The sequence below is a fragment of the Leptospira adleri genome, from assembly GCF_002811985.1.
Lineage (GTDB): Bacteria > Spirochaetota > Leptospiria > Leptospirales > Leptospiraceae > Leptospira > Leptospira adleri.
In genome coordinates, this window is record NZ_NPDU01000051.1 from 13,349 (window position 1) to 32,475 (window position 19,127).

Annotated in this window: 15 protein-coding genes; 9 read left to right on the forward strand and 6 right to left on the reverse strand. The window is 45.4% G+C overall.

The window, feature by feature from the left end; all coding sequences use genetic code 11:
- Positions 1-34: 34 nt before the first annotated feature.
- Entirely contained in the window at positions 35-1,375 is a 1,341-nt protein-coding gene (locus CH376_RS16885; RefSeq protein ID WP_100786040.1) for a hypothetical protein, read from the reverse strand.
- Between the two features lie 110 nt (positions 1,376-1,485).
- Between CH376_RS16885 and CH376_RS16890 the strand changes: the two genes are divergently transcribed.
- The 3 genes from CH376_RS16890 (at position 1,486) to CH376_RS16900 (ending at position 6,565) form a co-directional block, all read left to right on the forward strand.
- Positions 1,486-3,498 (forward strand): protein meaA, encoded by a 2,013-nt coding sequence (locus CH376_RS16890; protein ID WP_100786041.1) that lies wholly within the window; start codon positions 1,486-1,488, stop codon positions 3,496-3,498.
- Positions 3,499-3,520: 22 nt separating this feature from the next.
- Complete coding sequence (locus CH376_RS16895) at positions 3,521-4,471, forward strand: P-loop NTPase family protein (RefSeq protein ID WP_243394743.1); 951 nt, start codon at positions 3,521-3,523, stop codon at positions 4,469-4,471.
- Between the two features lie 276 nt (positions 4,472-4,747).
- Positions 4,748-6,565: a transglutaminase-like domain-containing protein gene (locus CH376_RS16900; RefSeq protein WP_243394744.1), complete on the forward strand. Its 1,818-nt coding sequence runs from the start codon at positions 4,748-4,750 to the stop codon at positions 6,563-6,565.
- Positions 6,566-6,644: 79 nt separating this feature from the next.
- Here the strand turns inward: CH376_RS16900 and CH376_RS16905 are convergent, their stop codons facing one another.
- On the reverse strand, positions 6,645-7,181 hold the full coding sequence (locus CH376_RS16905; protein WP_100786182.1) for a DUF1564 domain-containing protein: 537 nt from the start codon (positions 7,179-7,181) through the stop codon (positions 6,645-6,647).
- A gap of 122 nt (positions 7,182-7,303) precedes the next feature.
- On the opposite strand from CH376_RS16905, the gene CH376_RS16910 reads away from it, so the two are divergent.
- A complete protein-coding gene (locus CH376_RS16910) occupies positions 7,304-8,512 on the forward strand; it encodes an ankyrin repeat domain-containing protein (RefSeq protein ID WP_100786044.1) in 1,209 nt (402 codons plus the stop codon).
- A 3-nt stretch (positions 8,513-8,515) separates the two neighbouring features.
- Here CH376_RS16910 and CH376_RS16915 read toward each other — a convergent pair whose 3' ends face one another.
- Entirely contained in the window at positions 8,516-9,166 is a 651-nt protein-coding gene (locus CH376_RS16915; protein WP_100786045.1) for an NADPH-dependent F420 reductase, read from the reverse strand.
- 587 nt (positions 9,167-9,753) lie between these two features.
- On the opposite strand from CH376_RS16915, the gene CH376_RS16920 reads away from it, so the two are divergent.
- Positions 9,754-10,263 (forward strand): hypothetical protein, encoded by a 510-nt coding sequence (locus CH376_RS16920; RefSeq protein WP_100786046.1) that lies wholly within the window; start codon positions 9,754-9,756, stop codon positions 10,261-10,263.
- A 209-nt stretch (positions 10,264-10,472) separates the two neighbouring features.
- The gene (locus tag CH376_RS16930; RefSeq protein ID WP_100786048.1) at positions 10,473-11,288 is read left to right on the forward strand and encodes an acyl-CoA desaturase; all 816 of its coding nucleotides are present in this window, start codon (positions 10,473-10,475) and stop codon (positions 11,286-11,288) included.
- Positions 11,289-11,699: 411 nt separating this feature from the next.
- Here the strand turns inward: CH376_RS16930 and CH376_RS16940 are convergent, their stop codons facing one another.
- Together CH376_RS16940 and CH376_RS16945 are read right to left on the reverse strand one after the other, a co-directional pair.
- Positions 11,700-12,173 (reverse strand): hypothetical protein, encoded by a 474-nt coding sequence (locus CH376_RS16940; RefSeq protein ID WP_100786050.1) that lies wholly within the window; start codon positions 12,171-12,173, stop codon positions 11,700-11,702.
- Complete coding sequence (locus CH376_RS16945) at positions 12,170-13,090, reverse strand: ATP-binding protein (RefSeq protein WP_100786051.1); 921 nt, start codon at positions 13,088-13,090, stop codon at positions 12,170-12,172. The genes CH376_RS16940 and CH376_RS16945 overlap by 4 nt, the downstream gene beginning before the upstream one ends.
- A gap of 239 nt (positions 13,091-13,329) precedes the next feature.
- Between CH376_RS16945 and CH376_RS16950 the strand changes: the two genes are divergently transcribed.
- The 3 genes from CH376_RS16950 to CH376_RS16960 all read left to right on the forward strand — a co-directional run bounded on the left by CH376_RS16950 (position 13,330) and on the right by CH376_RS16960 (position 17,194).
- Entirely contained in the window at positions 13,330-15,729 is a 2,400-nt protein-coding gene (locus CH376_RS16950; protein ID WP_100786052.1) for a SpoIIE family protein phosphatase, read from the forward strand.
- A gap of 224 nt (positions 15,730-15,953) precedes the next feature.
- The gene (locus CH376_RS16955; RefSeq protein WP_100786183.1) at positions 15,954-16,853 is read left to right on the forward strand and encodes an NAD(+)/NADH kinase; all 900 of its coding nucleotides are present in this window, start codon (positions 15,954-15,956) and stop codon (positions 16,851-16,853) included.
- Positions 16,850-17,194, forward strand: coding sequence for an STAS domain-containing protein (locus tag CH376_RS16960; protein WP_100786053.1), 345 nt, complete (start codon positions 16,850-16,852; stop codon positions 17,192-17,194). Before CH376_RS16955 ends, CH376_RS16960 begins: the two co-directional genes overlap by 4 nt.
- Positions 17,195-17,201: 7 nt before the next feature.
- On the opposite strand, the gene CH376_RS16965 is transcribed toward CH376_RS16960, so the two are convergent.
- On the reverse strand, positions 17,202-18,833 hold the full coding sequence (locus tag CH376_RS16965) for a PhoX family protein (protein WP_100786054.1): 1,632 nt from the start codon (positions 18,831-18,833) through the stop codon (positions 17,202-17,204).
- Between the last annotated feature and the right edge of the window lie 294 nt (positions 18,834-19,127).

Consider the following 19,127-nt stretch of genomic DNA (forward strand, 5'->3'; position numbering starts at 1 on the left):
TCTTTTGAATTTTTCTTTTGGTTCCAGATCGACTTCAAGAGTTTTGTTCCGGGCTCAGCGCGGACGACGTGAAGATTCCGGTTAAAAAACGATTGAACCCCGCTTCTCCATTCTTGGAAAGCAACTGGGAATTCGCTTTTTCCACCTGAATCTTGATCTGCGTGTTTTCCTTTTCTCCGACGATCACTTTTGTAAGAAACCCCGTAACCAGAATCTGTTCTCCGGATAAAAAGACGTACTGCGGATTTTTGAACTTATATCGTTTTATCAGATCCCTTTTGTCCGCGAGCCAGACTTCCTCCAAAAAGAGATAATCCCGATTCTTCCATTCCTTAGGCTTCAGAGAAACGAGTCTTTGTTTCGAATGAAAATACACGTAAGACGAAACCGCGGGACTTGCGAAAATTCTCTCGTCCGTTTGTATCACTTCCCGGCTCTTTAAGTTCAAAAGATCTTTCGTAAACGCTCCGAGTTTAACCGAGTTGATTCCGGTCGTGGGCTTCACCGAAAAATACGCGGAGACAAGAAGTGCGACGAACAAAACGGCGCTCGCCGCAATCGTGCTCAGTTCCTTTTCGGATCTCAAAAGAAAACTTCCTATGTAGAGGATGAGAAACAAAGGACCGATATTGATCAGATAATTCCAACCAAGTCTATAAAAACTTTCGAAAGAACGTTCTCCGTAAAAGTCGATGTTGACGAGAATCGTCAAAAGAGCGAGAAGAGCTCCCATATAAACGAGCAGCACCAGCTGCGGAATATTTCTTCTCTTAAAGAAAACGGACTGATGTTTTTTTCTCTCCTTGATTCCCACGGTTCCCGCCTTGATCACAAAGACCGTCATCCCGTAAAGAAACACCGAGAAGTGGGAAAAGAAACTTCCGAGAATACAAACCGCGAGCAAGAATATGTCGCCCAACGTTTCCATTCTAAACGCGAGAAAGAGAATCAACAAAAAGGAAAGGCTGAACAACTCGGAATAAAAATACAAAGGCATCGAAAAAGTGAGAGGTGTCAGCGCGGAAAGATAACAGATCAAATAATGATTCGGCTTCCATTTTTCTCTCTGAAGAATCAGCCCGATCACGTGAATACAAAACGAAAATACAAACGCAGAAAGTGAATAGAATGCAGTTGTATAGTTGAGTCCCGTGATCGACTTCCAAAAATCCAGAATGAAAAAGGAAAGCGGAGCCTGATCGGAGAAGAATTTTCCTTCTTCCGTAAGAGAACGAAGGTTGGCGAGAACGTTCAGCGCCTCCGGATTCAGAGGTTCTCCAAACCAGTTATAAAGGACGGAAAGCACGACTGAAAGGCCGATCGCCGAAAGAAAAAGGTAGATTGGGTTGGCTTTGTTGCTTCTTTCTAAATCCATTGCGGGTCCGTTGGGTTTTTGCGGAAATCAGAGCAAGGATAAAAATTGAGGTGAAATTCTACCAACACATTTTGAAGTAACAATGAGAACCTCGAATCGGGACAGAATTCATGGAAAATAAAGATCATATCCTTTACGACAAAACCGGAAAACCAACCAAAGAACCAGCCTGGATCTTCAGAACCTACGCGGGACATACAAACGCAAGAGAATCGAACGAACTCTTTCGAAAAAACCTCTCTAAAGGTCAAACCGGACTCTCCATCGCCTTCGACCTCGCGACTCAGTGCGGTTACAGTTCCGATCACGCGATCGCTAGACCGGAAATCGGAAAAGTCGGAGTTCCGATCAATACCTTAGAGGATTTTAGAATTCTCTTCGACCAAATTCCGATCGAAGAAATGAACACATCGATGACGATCAACGGAACTTCGATGTATCTTCTGTCTCTTTACGTCGCGCTCGCGCAGGAAAGAGGCGTAGACATCTCCCTTTTAAACGGAACCACTCAAAACGACATCATCAAAGAATACCTCGCAAGAGGAACTTACATCTTTCCGCCGGCGCAATCCATCCGAGTGATCGTGGACATGTACGAATACTGCTTGAAGAATATTCCGAAATGGAACCCGTCGAACATCTGTTCCTATCACTTGCAGGAAGCCGGAGCGACTCCGGTTCAGGAACTCGCCTTCGCTCTTGCGACCGCGATCGCGATCCTCGACGCGATCAAGGAAAGAAATTGTTTTACCGCGGACGAGTTCGAACAGTGTGTGGGAAGAATTTCGTTTTTCGTAAACGCAGGAATCCGTTTCGTGGAAGAAATGTGCAAAATGCGCGCCTTCACCGACATGTGGGACGAAATCACAAGAGATCGTTATCAGGTGAAACAGGAAAAATATCGCCGTTTCCGCTACGGAGTTCAAGTGAACTCTCTCGGTCTCACCGAAGAACAGCCGGAAAACAACGCCTGGAGAATTCTTATCGAAGCGTTAGGCGTCACCATGAGCCGAGACGCGCGTTGCAGAGCGCTTCAGCTTCCCGCTTGGAACGAAGCCCTTTCACTCCCTAGACCATGGGATCAACAATGGTCCTTAAGACTCCAACAAGTTCTCGCGTATGAAACGGATCTTCTCGAATATCCGGATCTATTCGAAGGTTCTAAAGTGGTGGAAAGCAAAGTCAAAGAACTCAAAGAGGAAGCCTACAAGGAAATTCAAAAAATTCTGGATATGGGCGGAGCTATCAAAGCGATCGAAAACGGTTATATGAAATCGCAGCTCGTAAAATCGCAGGCGGAACGTCTCGCAAAGATCAACAACAACGAACTCGTCATCGTCGGCAAGAACAAATGGACCGAAGGAATTGAGTCTCCTCTGATGACCGACCAGGACGGAGGAGTTTTCAAAGTGGATCCTAAGTCCGCGGAAGAAACTCTGAAGGTATTGGCGAAGACGAAAGAAAAACGGGACGCAAACCAAGTAAAGACCGCCCTCGCCAATCTCGAAGCGGACGCAAAAGCGAATAAGAATCTGATGACTGCTTCGATCGAATGTGCGAAAGCCGGAGTTTCCACGGGAGAATGGGCCGACGTCTTGAGATCCGTCTTCGGAGAATACCGGCCTTCCACCGGTGTCGAAGGACAAAAACTCAATCTCGAAACCGAAAAGGTGGTCCGCGTTCGCGGTAAAGTCGAAGCCTTCTTAAAGACGAATGGAACCCGACCGAAGATTGTGGTCGGCAAACCGGGGTTAGACGGACATTCCAACGGAGCCGAAATGATCGCGGTTTCCGCAAAACACGCCGGCTTCGACGTGATCTACTCCGGAATTCGTTTAACGCCGGAAGAAATCGTACAAACCGCAGTGGAAGAAAACGCGGACGTGATCGGAGTTTCGATCCTTTCCGGTTCTCATCAGGAACTCGCGGAACAGATCTTTCAGGAATTAAAACACTATAAAGCGGACATTCCCGTCGTGTTCGGCGGGATCATTCCTCCGGGCGACTTTGACGCGCTTTTAAAACTCGGCGTCAAAGCGATCTTTACTCCGAAAGACTACGATCTGATGGACGTGATGGAGAAAATCATCGACATCATCTCCAAAAAAGTCAAAGCCGCATAACGCGTCTTTTTCGGAAATGTCTGTGAACATCTCGTTGCCGGAACTCGCGGAACTCATCGAAGGAGCGCGGGAGGGAGAAAAATTTCCTCTCGCGAAATTGATCTCCGGAGTGGAAAGACCCGACTCTTTCGAGTTTAGAAAAATTCTTTTCGAGGAACTTTCCGCGAGAGGTCTGACCGGAAAGAATTCTTTGACAGTGGGTTTTACGGGAACTCCGGGCGCGGGAAAGTCCTCTCTTCTCGGAGAACTCGCGACCCAATTCTTAAAAGGGGAAAACGACGAGACGATGGCAATTGTCGCGATCGATCCTTCGAGTCATATCTCGGGAGGTTCGTTGCTCGGCGATAGAACCCGTCTTTCGCTTCCCGCCAGAGAAAAAAGAATCTACTTCCGTTCCCAGCCGAGTCAACTTGAACTCGGCGGAGTCAATCCTTATACGTATCACGTCATCCGTCTTTTACGCTGTTTCTTCCGCTACGTATTTATAGAAACCGTCGGAATCGGACAAAACGAAATCGAAGTTTCCAAACTCACGGACCTTTCCTTTCTCGTTTTACAGCCGTTAGGCGGAGATCAGGTTCAGTTTATGAAAAGCGGAATTATGGAAGTCCCGGATTCTTTCATTCTGAACAAATGCGACGAGGAACAACTCGCGAACTCGAGTTACCATATGCTGATCACGACGTTGGAATTCTTAAAAGATATCATGCCCGGAAAAAATCTTCCTCCCGTTTTTAAAACTTCCACCAAAACGAAGGTCGGGATCTCCGAACTTTTGGATTTTATCCGCAAAACGATTCCTTTCGGAGATCGTTCCAAAGAAACTCTTTTACAACTCAAAAAATGGATCAAGAACGAATACGGCAACTTCGGTTTAAGATTGATCGAAAACCTCCCCTACTCCGGTTCCACAAATTTCGAAACCCTAGAGTCTCTCGCACTGGATGAAATCAAAAGACACTTGAAAGACTGAGTTCCATTCTTCGTTCTTTCTTTAAATCAAAGGCCTCTGAAAAAATTTCGGATTCCATGGATCGGAATTTATTAGGTCAATTAAGAATCGAAGTCCGTTAAGGAGAATCGTTATGGATCGTGAAAACAAAAGGGTCTCGTAGGAGCTCTTACGAATCTTCTTTACGGTTTCGTTTCAATCTCTTGTTGGAGTTCTGCTTGGCGTTCGATCGTTTTAGAGATTCGATTTTTTTCAAGATTCTTCATTTTAGGATTTTGAGAAGTTGGAATCGAAGATTTGTCCGAGTCGGATCCTCTCATGTCGATCCGAGCTTTTCTTCCCATTCTTATCCTCTTGTTCACGCTTCTTTCGCGCCCGAGCTTTTCTCAGTCCGCCTATTCGGCGTTAGACTGGGTGCCGGTGACAAAAACGGAGTTTTCCCAAATTACCCCTCCCGCAAACGACGAAAAAGTCCGGAGTTTTCAAGGCGCCTTGATCGCGGGAAACTGGATCTTCTGGCCCGCGATTCTTTCGGGTGAAAACGGAAAGGAAAGTCACGGCGTAATCCTGCGGAATTTTAAGAACGGAGATTCGAAGCGGATCGATTTCGGTGAACCGGTTCGCGGTTTGGCTTGGGACAAAGAGTCGAATCAAGTCTTTGTAAGATTGAAAAAAGAGATCGCAGTAATCGATTTCGATTCTTTCAATACGAAAAGAAAGTTTCCGTTTCCGGCGACAAACTCCGGTTGGACTTCCATCGGCTTCTTTCAAGGTAAACTTTTCGGAATACAAGGAAATACATTCACTTTTTATGATAAAGAAAACGGAAACGAAATCGAGAACAAAGAAGTTCCTATTCCTAAGATCGCTCAGGCGTATGCTTGCTCCGATAAGGAAATTTTTCTCTGGAACAGCGACGGCGACTTTAATCTCCATTCTTACAATCCGATTTTAAACTCGGTCCGAAACCGCTTTTCGGTTAAGATCGACGGAAAACTCGCGCCGAAATTGGCTTGTCGAGGCGACGATTTAGCGCTCGTGGATCCGGAAAAAGAATATTATCAAATTCTAATTAAAATCGGAGATCGCTTTTATCCCGTCGTTCAAGGGAACCAAATTCTCAAAGGAAACCTGAGTTACCGTTTTGCTCCGAAGAAGGAAAAGATCTCCTTTGTGCTTTCCGTGACCGCAAAGGATAAGAATTCGCCGGAATCCGAAATCGCAGTCGCTATTCCTCCCAGAGAAACGGCTTCCCAAGTTCTGTCCGAGGAAACGGTAACAAAATTAGGTAACTTTCAAGAAGACGCTCAAGGAAATCGGACTTTGTTTGTACAAATTCCGGCTTTGTCCGTCGGTCAGTCTTGGACCGAAGTCGTCTATTCTGCGAAGATCGATAGATTCAATCTGGATTCGGGGCTTTCTAATTTTAATACTTCGTGGGAAGATTGGAAGGTCGATCGTAAATGGTTTCAATTCTTAGAAGATAAATCGGTCTATCTGATCAACGATCCAGGTATCACTTCCGTTCGAGATCAACTCAAAGCGGATTCTTCCGGCGTCGAAGGTTATATCCAAGCGGTCTATAAACATATCACGAAGAACTTAGTCTACAAACAAGACGGTCGTTTCGACGCGGCGCCCACCGTTCTTCTGAACGGTCACGGCTCTTGCACCGAACACAGCTACGCTCAGATCGCCCTCTTGAGAAGCGCCGGGATTCCCGCGAGACTCGCTTGGAACTGGCTCCCGGTTTCCCCTAAGGTGGAACTCAATCACAAGTTCGCCGAAGTCTGGCATCCTTCCTTCGGTTGGATTCCGATGGAACCTCTCTCTTCTCCGAGAACTAGAGCCGGCCTGACTTTTGCTAAACATATCGTTTTCGCGGTCTTGAATTCTCCTTCTCATTCGTTTATCAAAGGTGGAGACGTCCTCTCGAATTTTACCAAACCCTCCGGCAGCGCTTCCCGTTCTTTGGAGATCGAGCTGTCTTCGGATGATTCGGTCTCTTCCAGAAATCTTTCGGTTGGGGATTCTTCTTGGTCGGATTCTTTTCCTAAAGTGAAACCGATTTTGAATAAGATTCTTTGGAAAGGCGAGGAAAGGTCCGTGGAATGAGGGGACGCGTGACTTGGGCGGGGATGGGTCTCGTTGGGCTTGGATGGTAGGGTGTTTTTTTCGGGTGAGAATGGTTTGATTAGGCGCTGTTGGGTTGTAGTTGATAGGGAAAGGTGTCGGTCATTGGGTTGGGCTCGAATTCTAATTCGCGGGAAATGAGATTTCGTCGTAAATCTAAGGTCCATATCATTCTGTAAGACCCATGAAAACTAGGAACTCCTTGGTTCATAGTATCCACGATAGAATCTCCAACTCCAACTTCATCCAACCAAAGCAGATAATTGAAAAGATAACACCTCGAAACCCCGTGCGCGGCCGCAAGGGCTCCCAAAATCGCCCAAGTCCCTGTATTCACCCGAATACTCATCTTCTTCATTTTCCCGACGCCTCGATTGTATTTGATCTTCCCCGCCCTCCAGTGCAACCTCTTCAGACAACTCACATACTTCGAATATCTCCTCAGAAGATAAGGAAGTTTTCTCCGAAGAATTTTCCTCTCATCGGCGCTCAACTCATTCCAAAAGGAGAGAGGAATCAAAAGCGAATCCGAGCCCAAAGGGCCTTCGATCAACGCAGACTGAATCTTTCTCTCGGAGCTAAAAGATAGAATATCCATAACTAGAACGGTTCCCCGTATTTGCGGGACATCGCCCTTTCGCAAAAAAATCGCAAAAGAATCCGTTTTCAAGACCCACTTCTCCTTGACACTGGAAATTTATTTCCTACATTACTTCCCCTATGAATCCATTTAAAATCCTCTTACTAATCTTCCTCTCCTTCCCAATACTTTCGGAAGGAGAACATCCAAACCATGCAATCGGAGAATCGCTTCTAAAAATATCCAAACGGGCAAACTTATCGGATGCGACGATATCCGGAAACGGATACAAAGCGGTTGCATTAGTAGGAGACGTCGACGGAGACAATGGACCGAGTACATTGGGATACATAAAGAATATGCAGGAAGTGACGAAGGTGCTCAAAGCCCGCGGAGTGCAAGTCGCGGAATTTTATAGTCCCCGAACACCGTGGGAACAAATCAAAGAAGCGGTCAAAGGAGCTAATATTGTCCTCTACGCGGGCCACGGAGTCGGAAGCAATCTTACCAATTCACCGTATCATCAGAAGTATGTGGGAGGATTTGCCTTAAAAGGAAAATTCGTATCCAACGACGAAGTGGAGAATTCTTTAAAACCGGCGCCGGGAGCCGTAGTGATTTTTCTAGGAGCTTGTTTCACCGCAGGAAACATGGCTTATGATATGGGAGTGATCGATGCGGAGGAAACAAAACACAGGATCTCCATGTATTCTGCCCCGTTTCTAAAAGCCGGCTTTCAGGGATATTATGCGACATGGGCGCCATGGACCGCGCAGAGCATCGTTGCCGATCTTTTCACGGGAAAAAACTACGGAGGGATTTACGACACACAAACCAAACTCGCCGAAGTAACCAAGCTCGATCATCCTGAATTCTCCAAAGGAAAACTTTATTATCACAAGGGTCTTCAAGAAGCGAAAGTGATTTTCGATTACGCGTTCGCCGGAAACCCAAACGCAAAATTTTCCGTTACAACGACATCCGAAGAATCCAAACCTTCGAACAATCCCGACTCCCTTACGCCGGAAGAACAAAACGCAAAGAACAACGCGCTTATCAAAGCGATCTATAAGAAAGAATCCAACACCGCACTCCGTTTGTTAAACGAAGGCGCAGATCCGAATACGGAAACTAAGGGATGGAGAATTCTCCATCTTTCCGTTTACTTTGATCTACCGGAACTCGTCAAAATTCTTCTGGAAAAGAAAGCGGATCCGAACTACCAAGTGGACGGTTATACGGCGCTTTCTCTGGCGACGGCTTATGGAAGAACCGCGATCATTCCGCTTCTCGAAGCAGCCGGAGGAACAAAATCAAGAGCCGCTTCGAGCAAGCCTAAGCCGCAATGAATCTTATTTTAAGAGTTTGAAAGCGTGTGTCCAAGATTGGGATAAGAATCCGGGAATACACCAAAGAATACAAAGCGGTTCGATCGCACGGGCCGCTTCCACTTTACCCATGTCCTCGGTATCCCAACCGAAAGTATCCAAAATTTCTTTCGTCTGCTTTTTAGAATTCTCGTCGTTGCCGCAGATAAACATACTTGGCTTTCCCCCGTTCAGTTGAGGATTCACCATCAAAGAGCTTCCGACCGAGCTGAAACACTTCACAAAATTCGCTTTAGGAAATTCTTTTTGAATCTGTTCCATAAGAGATTCGTTATACGATGTGAAAAAATTCAAAACTCCGTTTACGGGCGCTTGATCGCCGATCGGATTTGTGGTATCCAGAATCGTTTTACCGGTTAGGGAATCCGCTCCCGCCAGTTTGAGAACTTCCTTAGCGGCATTTCCTTTGGAGGCAAGAACAAGAATCTCGCCGAAGTTTGAAGCATCAGAGAAAGATCCGACGGACGCTCCCTTCCCCGCTTTGGACAACCAGTCTTTCAGTTTTTCGGGATCTCTCGTCCCGATTTTTACTTCCGCGCCATACTTGAGGAATCCGTTTGCTAAAGTTTGACCAACGATTCCCGATCCTAAAATTCCTATCTTCTTTCCTTTCATTCGATTCTCCGTTCGTTTAATGATACAATTCTTTTCTATTGGGACAATCAGAATGAAACCGAATGTCCCATCTTTCTTTCACGTATTCTTTCCCAAGCAAATTTACATGAATCTCAAGATAAATCTGTCGGAACTCCGACAATTCTTCCGTAAAACCTGGCGCGCCCCACCCTAATCTTGGGTGGAGGGGTGGGCGGCGGAAAAAACGGAGCGACTTTTCTCTATCAGAAAAACATAATTCTTTCAAGCAAAAAGTTGTCCTTGTCGGAATTCCCACAAGTCGCCTACCTGTGAACATCGTCGCAGGTTCTAAAACCCTTCCGAGCTTTCAGACATGATAACGTCGGGCAACCGCAGCTATATTCTAACGTCGGCAAGTCTTCCCGTTTAGACGTCCTTATATCCGATTCGTTTCGGGAGAAAGACTCCGTTCTTATAAAAAACGAAGCCTCCAGATTTGGAAAAAATTTGTTTCCTTAAACGGGAGGCGTTTGCATCTTGATTCTTGAAATTGGTTCGAATCAGCCAAACTCTCAACCACATATTCCGAATTCAGATGAGAATATAACTTTGACAAGGAGTCAAAAATGAAAAATAAGTTCCGTTCCATGACCGCGATCCTCGTTCTCGCGTTATCACTTAGCATCTTTCCTTCTCTTCTCTTTGCTGAAGAAGATGCGCATTACATTCAACCTGACGACTTTTTTATCACCAAGGAAGAATTCAAAACTCAATCTTGGATTCACGTTCATCTCGCAAAACAACTCACCCCTCCTTCAGCGAAGACAAAAAATGAGGCTGAATTTTTACAAGTTCACGATGGGAATAAGGTCTGGACGAAGTTCTTCTATGCTACCGAAATCGCAAAACAAAACGATCTCAAAATCGGAGCGATCGTAATCATGGCCGATCTCGGAACGGAAGACGGTTATCGTGCTCCGGAAAGCAAAGAAGAAGCTCGCACTTGTCAGTGGTTTATCGCCAAGGTCACCGACGTTTCCGATCTCTACAAAGGAATTGTCACCGTATCCGGCGGGTATAAAATCAAAGTCGAAGGAATTCGTGTTCCAGTGAAGGCGACTCACAAAGGAAAATAATTTCTTTCTATTCTTCTTCCAAAAGGCCGTCCTCGGCCTTTTTTATTTCCTGTTAAAACGACATCTTTGTTTTCAAAAATCTTCTTTTTTGTCAAAATTCGATTTTTTAGAACCGCCTCCCGATTCTTTTTTTTGAAAAATTTCCAAACTTTTCTGCAACAAGCTCCTCCTCTTCGGCTCCTATCTATCACAATAGGAGCTAATATTCAATGGCAATTATTATTACATTCTTTCTGGCGCACTGGTTCTTATCGGCCTTTGCTCAGTCCTTCTTCCTTCACAGATACGCGGCTCATGCGATGTTCAAGATGAACAAGTTCTGGGAAAAGTTCTTTTATATTTTCACCTGCGTCGCTCAGGGTTCTTCTTTTCTAAATCCCCGCGCTTATGCGATCATGCACAGACAGCACCACGCTTACAGCGACACTGCGAAAGATCCGCATTCTCCGATCGCTTCCAAAGGTTTTTTGGATATGATGTGGAAGACCGCGCTCAACTACGAAGCGATCCTCGATGAAAAAGCGAACGTAGAAAAAGACTTTCGGGGAAATTATCCTCAGTGGCGCGCGATCGACAGACTCAGCGATTCTTGGACGTTTCGTTTAATCTGCGGAACTCTCTACACGTTATTCTATCTTTACTTTGTTCCCGCCGGCCAATATGGATGGTATCTCTTACTTCCGATCCACTGGTTGATGGGACCGATTCACGGCGCGATCGTAAACTGGTGCGGGCACATGTACGGTTATAGAAACCACAAGGAAAATCCGGATCATTCTATGAACACTCTCTTCGTGGATTTTTTAATCGCCGGTGAATTGTATCAGAACAATCACCACGCGCATCCGAATTCTCCTAACTTTGCGTTTCGTTGGTTTGAATTGGATCTGACTTATCAAGTGATGAAGGTTCTTCATCTTATGAAAATCATCAAAATCCAAAGAGCTGTCTGGACGGAAAAAGGGAAAAAGATCCTTCGTGGATCCGATGTGGTCGTAGATCCATCTCCCAGCGTAGCCGCCTAAGAATCGCTCCTATTACAAGCCCGCCTTCGGCGGGCTTTTCACTTTATCATTCAAGTTATTATTTAGAAGAAGTCGTCCCGAAAAGTACTTCGTCCGACCGAAAGCCGTCGTATTAAACTAGAATCTTCTGTGTGAGTTCCCACGAATTACGTCTAATTTTTTGTGAGACCTTGATTCTGCCTTGCGATTCAAAAGGCGTGTGAGTTCCCACACTTTTAGCGACAAGCCTTGAAACCAAATCGGAGATTTAAGAATTCTTCCCGATTCTTTTATTTTCGGTCCATTTCTTCCGACAAACAAATCCGCAGAAAAAAATCCGAAACGGGCTTAAGGTCCGTCCGAGATAGAATTTCGAAAGATTGCGTCCTTTCGAATATTCTAAAAAGTAGGAACTCCCACTCCAAAAAAGCTCTAATCTAAATTTTCCAAATCTTTTAAAACTTCTTCTTCGTAATTCTTTTTGAGTGTTTCTATAAAATTTTCAGGAAGAGTAATTTTATCGTTTAGGACGAGAGAAAACAATTCGTTTAACAATTCCTTTTCTTCAAAGCCGGTAAAGAGCCATTCCAAAAGTTCCAGAGCGAGATCCAGCTTTCCTTCGGAGGATATCATCGTTCGAAATTCTTTTTTGATTTCCTCTTTTTTTCCGGCTTTTAAAAAGTCGCGAATCTTTTCCGGATAAAGATTCATCAATGTTTGTTTTTTTGCATTCGGAGTAAATAGGAAATCCTTCCGTCCGGAAGGAAGATGGGAGCGCACAGCGTCCTCAGCGGCTTCCGAAGGAACATTCAATTCTTTTAATGTTTTAAAAATAACTTCTCCGAGCAGGAAATCCTGAAAAGGATGAAACGGAAAACCTGCCCCCGGAGCGGAATCGGAAGTCATTCCTTTTCTATCTCCACTTGTTTCCGGACTTTCTCAAACAAGTTTTCCAGTTCTCCGGGCGTAAATTCCCGAGTCGGTTCGAAAGAACAAAACACGGCTCTGTAATACTTATCCTTGTGAACCAGATAAAAACCCGCTTCTTCCATAATGGTTCTGAGTTTTGTTTCTCTGGGAGCGGTAACTACGATCGTGACCGAAGACAATTTGCTCTTTCTGTGATCGATATGAAAATAACAAAGGGCCTCTTCCGGATCCAGACGATCGATCTCCTCTTTGATCTCGTCGAAACTCGTTACGTCCCTCGGCCCCTTCGGATCCCGATAATTGATCAGAACCCTTTTGAAATAGTGAACCTTATTTCCTTCCGGAGTGATTTCAACGCCGTTTAAAACCCTTCTTTCATCGGCGAGTTCTTTCATCAAAAATTCGCCTCTTCCTCTGGAACTTTCGATATCGAAAAGTTCGGAGGAGAAATCCCCTTTTTTCACGTTCTCGTTGATCTGAGAAAGTGTGTATTTCATTCCGGGCTTCATCTCGTGTTTAAAGGACATCTTAAAAAACGGATTTACGACTTCATTATGCAATTCTAATTCGATTTCGGCGTATTTTCCCTGCCCGTGCTCTACGATGTTTTGCGTGGCTTCGGTTGCAATGATCCTGATCGTATCCGGATCGAGACCGGCTAACGATGAATAACGATGAACGAAATTTTTGATCTCATACAAGGTCCCCAAACTTTCGTCGATCCGTCCTCGGATCTCGTTCTCGACGATTTCTTCTCGAAAAATTCTCGCGTAATATCTTACGCTTGCCATTCCCTTTTTTAAATAAGGGGATTGAGCCGTGTTTTCGATCTGGCGTTTGAGTTTTTTGTTTTCATCTTCTAATTCTTGAATTCGTTTCTCTTCTGGGGACATAAAGCTCTTTATTTCTGTAACGAGATTTTCACATTCCCGATCTGAAAACCGGGGGATTTCTAAACTACCTTCCACTGCTATGGGTTCAAGTGATAATTCACTTTCGAAGCTGAAAAAACAAATTGAGCCTGTTTTGAACTTTAGAATTTTTTCCAAACGGGCTCGGTCCTAATGAAAAAAATTCTCAACATTTGAAATCAGATGAATTGAGCACCATCTCGAAACCGAGCGAGTTTTTTATGAGTTTCCGCCAAAAAATATTTTTAATCCTCAGTGCAAGTCAGTTGTTTCTTGTCCTAATTCTCGCGTTTACTTTCATTCAGATGATCGACCGAGTCAAAAACGAACCGCAGGACAAGCGCGCCCTCGACAAATCAGTAGATTTTCAAAAAGAACTCAGACATAAGGAAGAGACGATCCGTTTTATGCTCAAAGAGCTGGAACGAAATTCGAAAACGATTTCCATTTTAGAATCCGGTTCGAACAACCGCGCCCTCTTGGATTCCCAAAGAGAATACTTTCTCGGAATCATGAAACAATACGATCTTACGATCTTTGAAGTTATCTCCTCTTCGGGAAAGGTTGTCTATCGTTTTCACAGACCAGCCGATTTCGGAGACGACAAATCCAAACAGAAGATCGTGCAAGAAGCGCTTAACGGTAAAATCGCGTCGACTCTCGAACTCGGTCACAGCGGCTTGGGCCTTCGTGTAACGTCGCCTCTGCGAAACGGCTCCTTGGTTTTGGTCGGTCAAGTCGTGGATCAAAAATTCACCGAGAATATCACAGGTTCCACGGACGTCCACATGGCGATCTATGAAAAGGACAAACAGATATCCGTCTCGGGTGATCGGATCCAAAACTACCTGAAAAATCATCCGCTCTCTTCTCTCAAAAACGGATCCCGTTTCGCCTTCGACGGAAAGTATTATTACCTCACGAGAATTCCTTACGAAAACAAAGGTCTCACCAATTTAGCGTTAGAATTCGTTCTTATGATCGACGAAACCGAACTCCACACCACGACGCAGAACCTCTGGATCTATTGCGGCCTTTTGGCGCTTTCTATTTTTATAGGAATTCTTCTCGTATCATATCTTTTTTCGAGGGATATCATCAACGCGGTTAAAGCCTTGAACTTCGCGATGAAAAATCCTTCCGAAGACGAAACCACGATCATCGACTTGGATCGTACGGACGAACTCGGTCAGATGGGAGAAGTTTTCGTAAACATGAAAAAGGAACTCCTGGACCACCAACTTTTTCTGGAAAGAAAGGTCGAAGAAAAAACGCAGGAACTTCAAGACACTCTGAACGAAGTCCAGGCGTTAAAGGAAAAACAGGACGGGGATTATTATCTCACTTCGCTTCTCATCCAGCCTCTGACGTCCCTTCGTTATTTGGACGAAAACACAAAGATAGAATCCATTCTCAAGCAGAAGAAAGAATTTCAATTCCGGACTAAAAATTCGGAAATCGGAGGCGACCTCTGTTCCATCCAAGAGATTACGCTGATGGGAAAAAATTATCTCGTAATTCTAAACGCGGACGCGATGGGAAAATCCATTCAAGGCGCGGGCGGAGCGTTGGTCATGGGAACCGTTTTTAAGGCGATCATCACGAGAACACAACTCTCCCGTTCCAATCAGAAAAAAACTCCGGAGAAATGGTTGAAGGACTGTTATACGGAACTCCAAAACGTCTTCGTAACGTTCGACGGAAGCATGCTCGTTTCCGCAGTGATCGCGTTATTCGATCAGGAAACCGGAGCCTTGTATTCGATCAACGCTGAACATCCTTGGATGGTTCTTTACAGAGACGGGAAGGCCAACTTTCTCGATCACGAACTTCTTCTTAGAAAGATCGGTTTTACGGAAAACGCTTCGGAGCCGATCATCCGTGTGTTTAAACTCGAACCGAACGATTTCGTTTTTATCGGATCGGACGGAAGAGACGACCTTCTCCTGAAAAGACCGGGTTCCGAAGAAACGTTTATGAACGAGGACGAAACCCTATTCTTACGTCTCGTGGAACTCGCGAACGGCGACCTCGCCGATTTGGAAAAACTTCTTCAACACGCAGGAGAAGTCACGGACGATTTGTCCATTATGAAAATTGCATATAAAACCGAAGTGGAACTTCCTCTTCAGAGAATTCCTTCGGCGGGCGACGAATACAACCGTCTCGTAAAAGAGGGAATCCAGGAAATCCGAAAGAAAAACCTGAAAGTCACGAGAGAACTTTTTGAAAAAGCGCTTTCCATCAGCGACGCAGATCCGGGTCTTTACAAACAACTCGCGAGAATCTGCATCAATCAAAAGGATTTCTCCGCGGCTGCGGCGTATTCCGAAAGTTACGTGGGCAGGTTTCCGTTCGACAACGAATTCTTATATTACACTTCCTTTACGTTGCGTAAGATCAAAGAATATTCCAAGGCGATCGAATATTCGGAACGACTTCGTTCCAGAGAACCGGAGAATATCCGAAATATGAAACATCTCGTGGAACTCTACAGACTCGTTGGAAATCGTTCCAAGTTTCGTTTTATCATGACGAACCTCAAAGCCCTCGTCGCGGAAAAAGAAGCCAGAGACGAAGACTACGATCAGGACGTTCCTTCCGAAACGATTCTCGTCTAACCTTTGCGTCGGAGCGTCTTATCCTTCGATCCTTTTTTTGGCAAGAATCGGACGGCTCGCAAAAATGAAACGCTCCGCACTGAAGGTTCCTTAATTTTCAGGAACGGCTTCGTTCAAAATTCTTCTCCCCCAAAAACCCGGCGGGTCTTCCGGGAAAACAAAAGACCGGAAACGCGCAAAAATGGGTTTCTGTTTTCCAACGGATCTTGTATTTGGATCATTCAATGGCTTTGGAGAGATTACAATCCGTCAAACGAGTTCTCATTTTGGGGAAACGAACCAAGTTCGAATTGGATATGGAAGAATGGGGTTCTCTCGAAAGTCTTGAAAAAATCTATAAAATCCAAAACGACTCCTTTGCCAGAATCCACGAATCGCATCTCAGACAGGTCGAAAATCGGGAGACTCTCAAAAAACTCTTCCCCGATAGCACCTTTATCTTTCGCAAATCCATGGAAGAATTCCCGCCTTCTTCCTATGACCTCGTAATCGCGCTCGGCGGAGACAACCATTTTACCTATGTGGCCCACCACGCGGTAGATACGCTTGTCCTCGGATGTAATTCCGACCCTCCCACTTCGGTGGGCGCCCTTCTTTCCTTTCACGTGGAGGATATCAAGAAAGCGTTGGAAACCGGCTGGGCAAACGCGATGATCGAAGAATGGCCCTTGATCGAAGTGAAAATTCATTATCCGGACGGAAGAAAGGTCAGTACTTTACAAGGAATCAGCGAGATTTCGATTCGGAATAACAGCCCCGATCTTACGAGCCGATTTTTTATCTGCCACGGGAAAGAAATGGAAGAACAGAAATGTTCGGGACTTCTGGTCTACACGGGCGCCGGCTCCACCGGTTGGGTTATGTCCTGTGAAAACAAGGATACAAGTTTTGACAAACAATCTCCGTTTTTCAAAGTCTATTGTAGAGAACTTCGGAAAAAGGAACACACACAATATACTCTGGACCATTTTACGGTCTCGGATAGTTTTAGTTTGATTTCCGAAATGAAGGGCGGAATTTCGATCGATTCTCTTGCGGAAACGATTTACGATTTTCCCCCCGGCGCAAAAGCTGAATTTAAACTCTCAGAAAAAAAATTACATGTAGTGGTTCGTAAGTTATGAGTCAATTGAGCATCAAAATAAAAGAGACATCTCCGGGAATTTTCGTTTATACGCTCGATGGAAGACTGGATGAAAGTAGTTTTACCGATTTTAAAAAGGATATCATCGATCCTCCCCACCCGGATGTTGTGATTCTCAATCTCGCGGAATTAAAATACATTTCCAGTTCGGGAATCCGGGCGATCTTCGAGCTCAGAAACAAACTCGCAAACGAAAGTAAAAAACTTCTCCTCACCGAGGCTTCGGACAAGGTCATTCAGATCTTCAATCTTCTGGGTTTGTGGAAACCGTTCACCCATTTGGAATCCGAAGCGGAAGCCATCGACGTCGCCCAAAAATAAACTTCTTCTACTTTAGATAAATTGCAACTACTCCCGACCTCGGAACGGAACCTCCTCCGTGCGGCCAGTGGCTCGTAGGATTCTGATAGTCCTTCGTGGTTTCACCGGGATGCTGCACCGAAACGAACAATTCCTTCTCATCGGGGGTGAACCAAAGCCCGGTGAGTTCTGCGCCGATCGGAGCCGAAGCGAATTGAAACGCCTTCCCCGAGTCCGGCCCTGCGGTCGGAATCACGAACATTCCGTTGTTGCCGAACTTCTTATATACCGAAAGATTGAGACTTTTTTGCGAGACGTCGGTCACCATCCAGAGGTTTCCCTGTTTGTCAAAAGCGAGATTGTCCGGCGCTGCAAATCCGGAAGCCCGCCCGCCTGCGGCAAAAACTTCGAAATCGAATTCTAAACCGGCGTGGTTTCCTGATTTTTCCTGAATCCTTACGATCTGACCGAAAAGATTTCCGTGAGAATCGTTATTTGTCATCGCGATAAAAACGGTTCCGTCGATCGGATGAATTTCTATGTCCTCGGGTCGATCCATCGGAGTCGCTCCGCAGATCCTGGCCGCGTCCCTGCAATACACTAGGACGTCAGCTTGAGAGGAGAATCTCGCTTTACCGTTTTCTAATTTAGAATTTCTTAATAATTCGTTCGTCTCCAGGTCCAATGGAATCCAGGTTCCTTTCTCGAAATTGGCCGCGTATAGGATCCCTTCCTCTAAAAGACTGGAATTTCCCGCACCCAAAGACGGATCATAAGAATTCTTCGAAATGAACTTATATACGAATTGATCCTTTGCGTCGTCGCCCATGTAGACCACCAGCTTGCCGTCCGGCGATAACACCAGTGCCGCGTTCTCATGCGAGAATCTGCCGAGCGCGGTGTGTTTCACGGGAGTCGACTTCGGATCAAACGGATCGACTTCGATCACCCAGCCGTAGTGGGTTTCGTTCGGAAGTTTACAGGGTTCGATCACCCATTCCACGTTCTCCTCGCAGGAAAGAATCGTATTCCAAAACGTAGTCCCCCCGGCGCAGTTGGCGAAGGTTCCGAAAACACGATTCGTATTTCCGATCGCCTGGCTTCCCGCCGCCGGACCCGTCATACGAAACTCGGTGAGGCCGTTGATTCTTCTTCCGTATTTCGAATCGGGAGACATCTTCCATTCTCCATTCTCCTTGGATAATCTCAGAACGGAGCCGCCTAACGCGTAAAGATATTGTTCTATCTGTTTATCGGTTCTCAGATTCGGACCTTGTTTCTGACTATCGTAGCCGTTTACGTAATATTCCAAAACTCCGAGAGTCTCGTGGTTGTTCCAGAGAAGTCCGTTGTCCTTCTTACCGTTGAAAGGAAGATAACAATTGAAGTCGGAATTAAAACCGAACGTATCCCCTTGCGGATTGATACGATCTCCGAAGAGTGCGATCGTTCCGTATCGATATCCTTCGGGAAGAATCAAAGAATCCCGCTCGCTCGCGGAGATCGGTTGAAACTTCGGAAACGAATTTTTCACCGTTGGAATGGAAGGTTTATGATGAGTGCGTTTGCCGGAACCGAAAAGGCCGCCGGATTTTGCGAGAGCAAGCGCTCCGATGCCCTTCCCTAAGTATTCTAAAAACTGGGATCGAGTCAGTGTCATACGTCTAAGTTTTCGGAATCTGAAACGATCGCCATCCTGAATTTCTCGATCTCTTCCTATTTTATCTGGTTGTAATAATCCGAAGCCGTTGAAAACTATCTGACAGAACTTGATTCTTTTCCTTCCATGAATTCATCTTCCTTTTCAACTCCGTTTTATAAGATTCTTTTCATACTCGGGTTGGGCTCGATTCTGTTTTTTCTTCCTTTCTATCTCGTCGTCTCCGGCGAGAACAAACACCTCGATCAAGTCTATCAAAGCCTAAGAGAACCCGGCTCGACCGTTTTCGGAACG

What these genes read in the sequence shown, in the direction of transcription:
- CH376_RS16915 (WP_100786045.1), bottom strand. Translation starts at nt 9,166, where the DNA reads ATGAAAGGAAAGAAGATAGGAATTTTAGGATCGGGAATCGTTGGTCAA.
- CH376_RS16955 (WP_100786183.1), top strand. Translation starts at nt 15,954, where the DNA reads ATGGCTTTGGAGAGATTACAATCCGTCAAACGAGTTCTCATTTTGGGG.
- CH376_RS16920 (WP_100786046.1), top strand. Translation starts at nt 9,754, where the DNA reads ATGAAAAATAAGTTCCGTTCCATGACCGCGATCCTCGTTCTCGCGTTA.
- CH376_RS16890 (WP_100786041.1), top strand. Translation starts at nt 1,486, where the DNA reads ATGGAAAATAAAGATCATATCCTTTACGACAAAACCGGAAAACCAACC.
- CH376_RS16940 (WP_100786050.1), bottom strand. Translation starts at nt 12,173, where the DNA reads ATGACTTCCGATTCCGCTCCGGGGGCAGGTTTTCCGTTTCATCCTTTT.
- CH376_RS16945 (WP_100786051.1), bottom strand. Translation starts at nt 13,090, where the DNA reads ATGTCCCCAGAAGAGAAACGAATTCAAGAATTAGAAGATGAAAACAAA.
- CH376_RS16910 (WP_100786044.1), top strand. Translation starts at nt 7,304, where the DNA reads ATGAATCCATTTAAAATCCTCTTACTAATCTTCCTCTCCTTCCCAATA.
- CH376_RS16950 (WP_100786052.1), top strand. Translation starts at nt 13,330, where the DNA reads ATGAGTTTCCGCCAAAAAATATTTTTAATCCTCAGTGCAAGTCAGTTG.
- CH376_RS16960 (WP_100786053.1), top strand. Translation starts at nt 16,850, where the DNA reads ATGAGTCAATTGAGCATCAAAATAAAAGAGACATCTCCGGGAATTTTC.
- CH376_RS16930 (WP_100786048.1), top strand. Translation starts at nt 10,473, where the DNA reads ATGGCAATTATTATTACATTCTTTCTGGCGCACTGGTTCTTATCGGCC.
- CH376_RS16965 (WP_100786054.1), bottom strand. Translation starts at nt 18,833, where the DNA reads ATGACACTGACTCGATCCCAGTTTTTAGAATACTTAGGGAAGGGCATC.
- CH376_RS16885 (WP_100786040.1), bottom strand. Translation starts at nt 1,375, where the DNA reads ATGGATTTAGAAAGAAGCAACAAAGCCAACCCAATCTACCTTTTTCTT.
- CH376_RS16905 (WP_100786182.1), bottom strand. Translation starts at nt 7,181, where the DNA reads ATGGATATTCTATCTTTTAGCTCCGAGAGAAAGATTCAGTCTGCGTTG.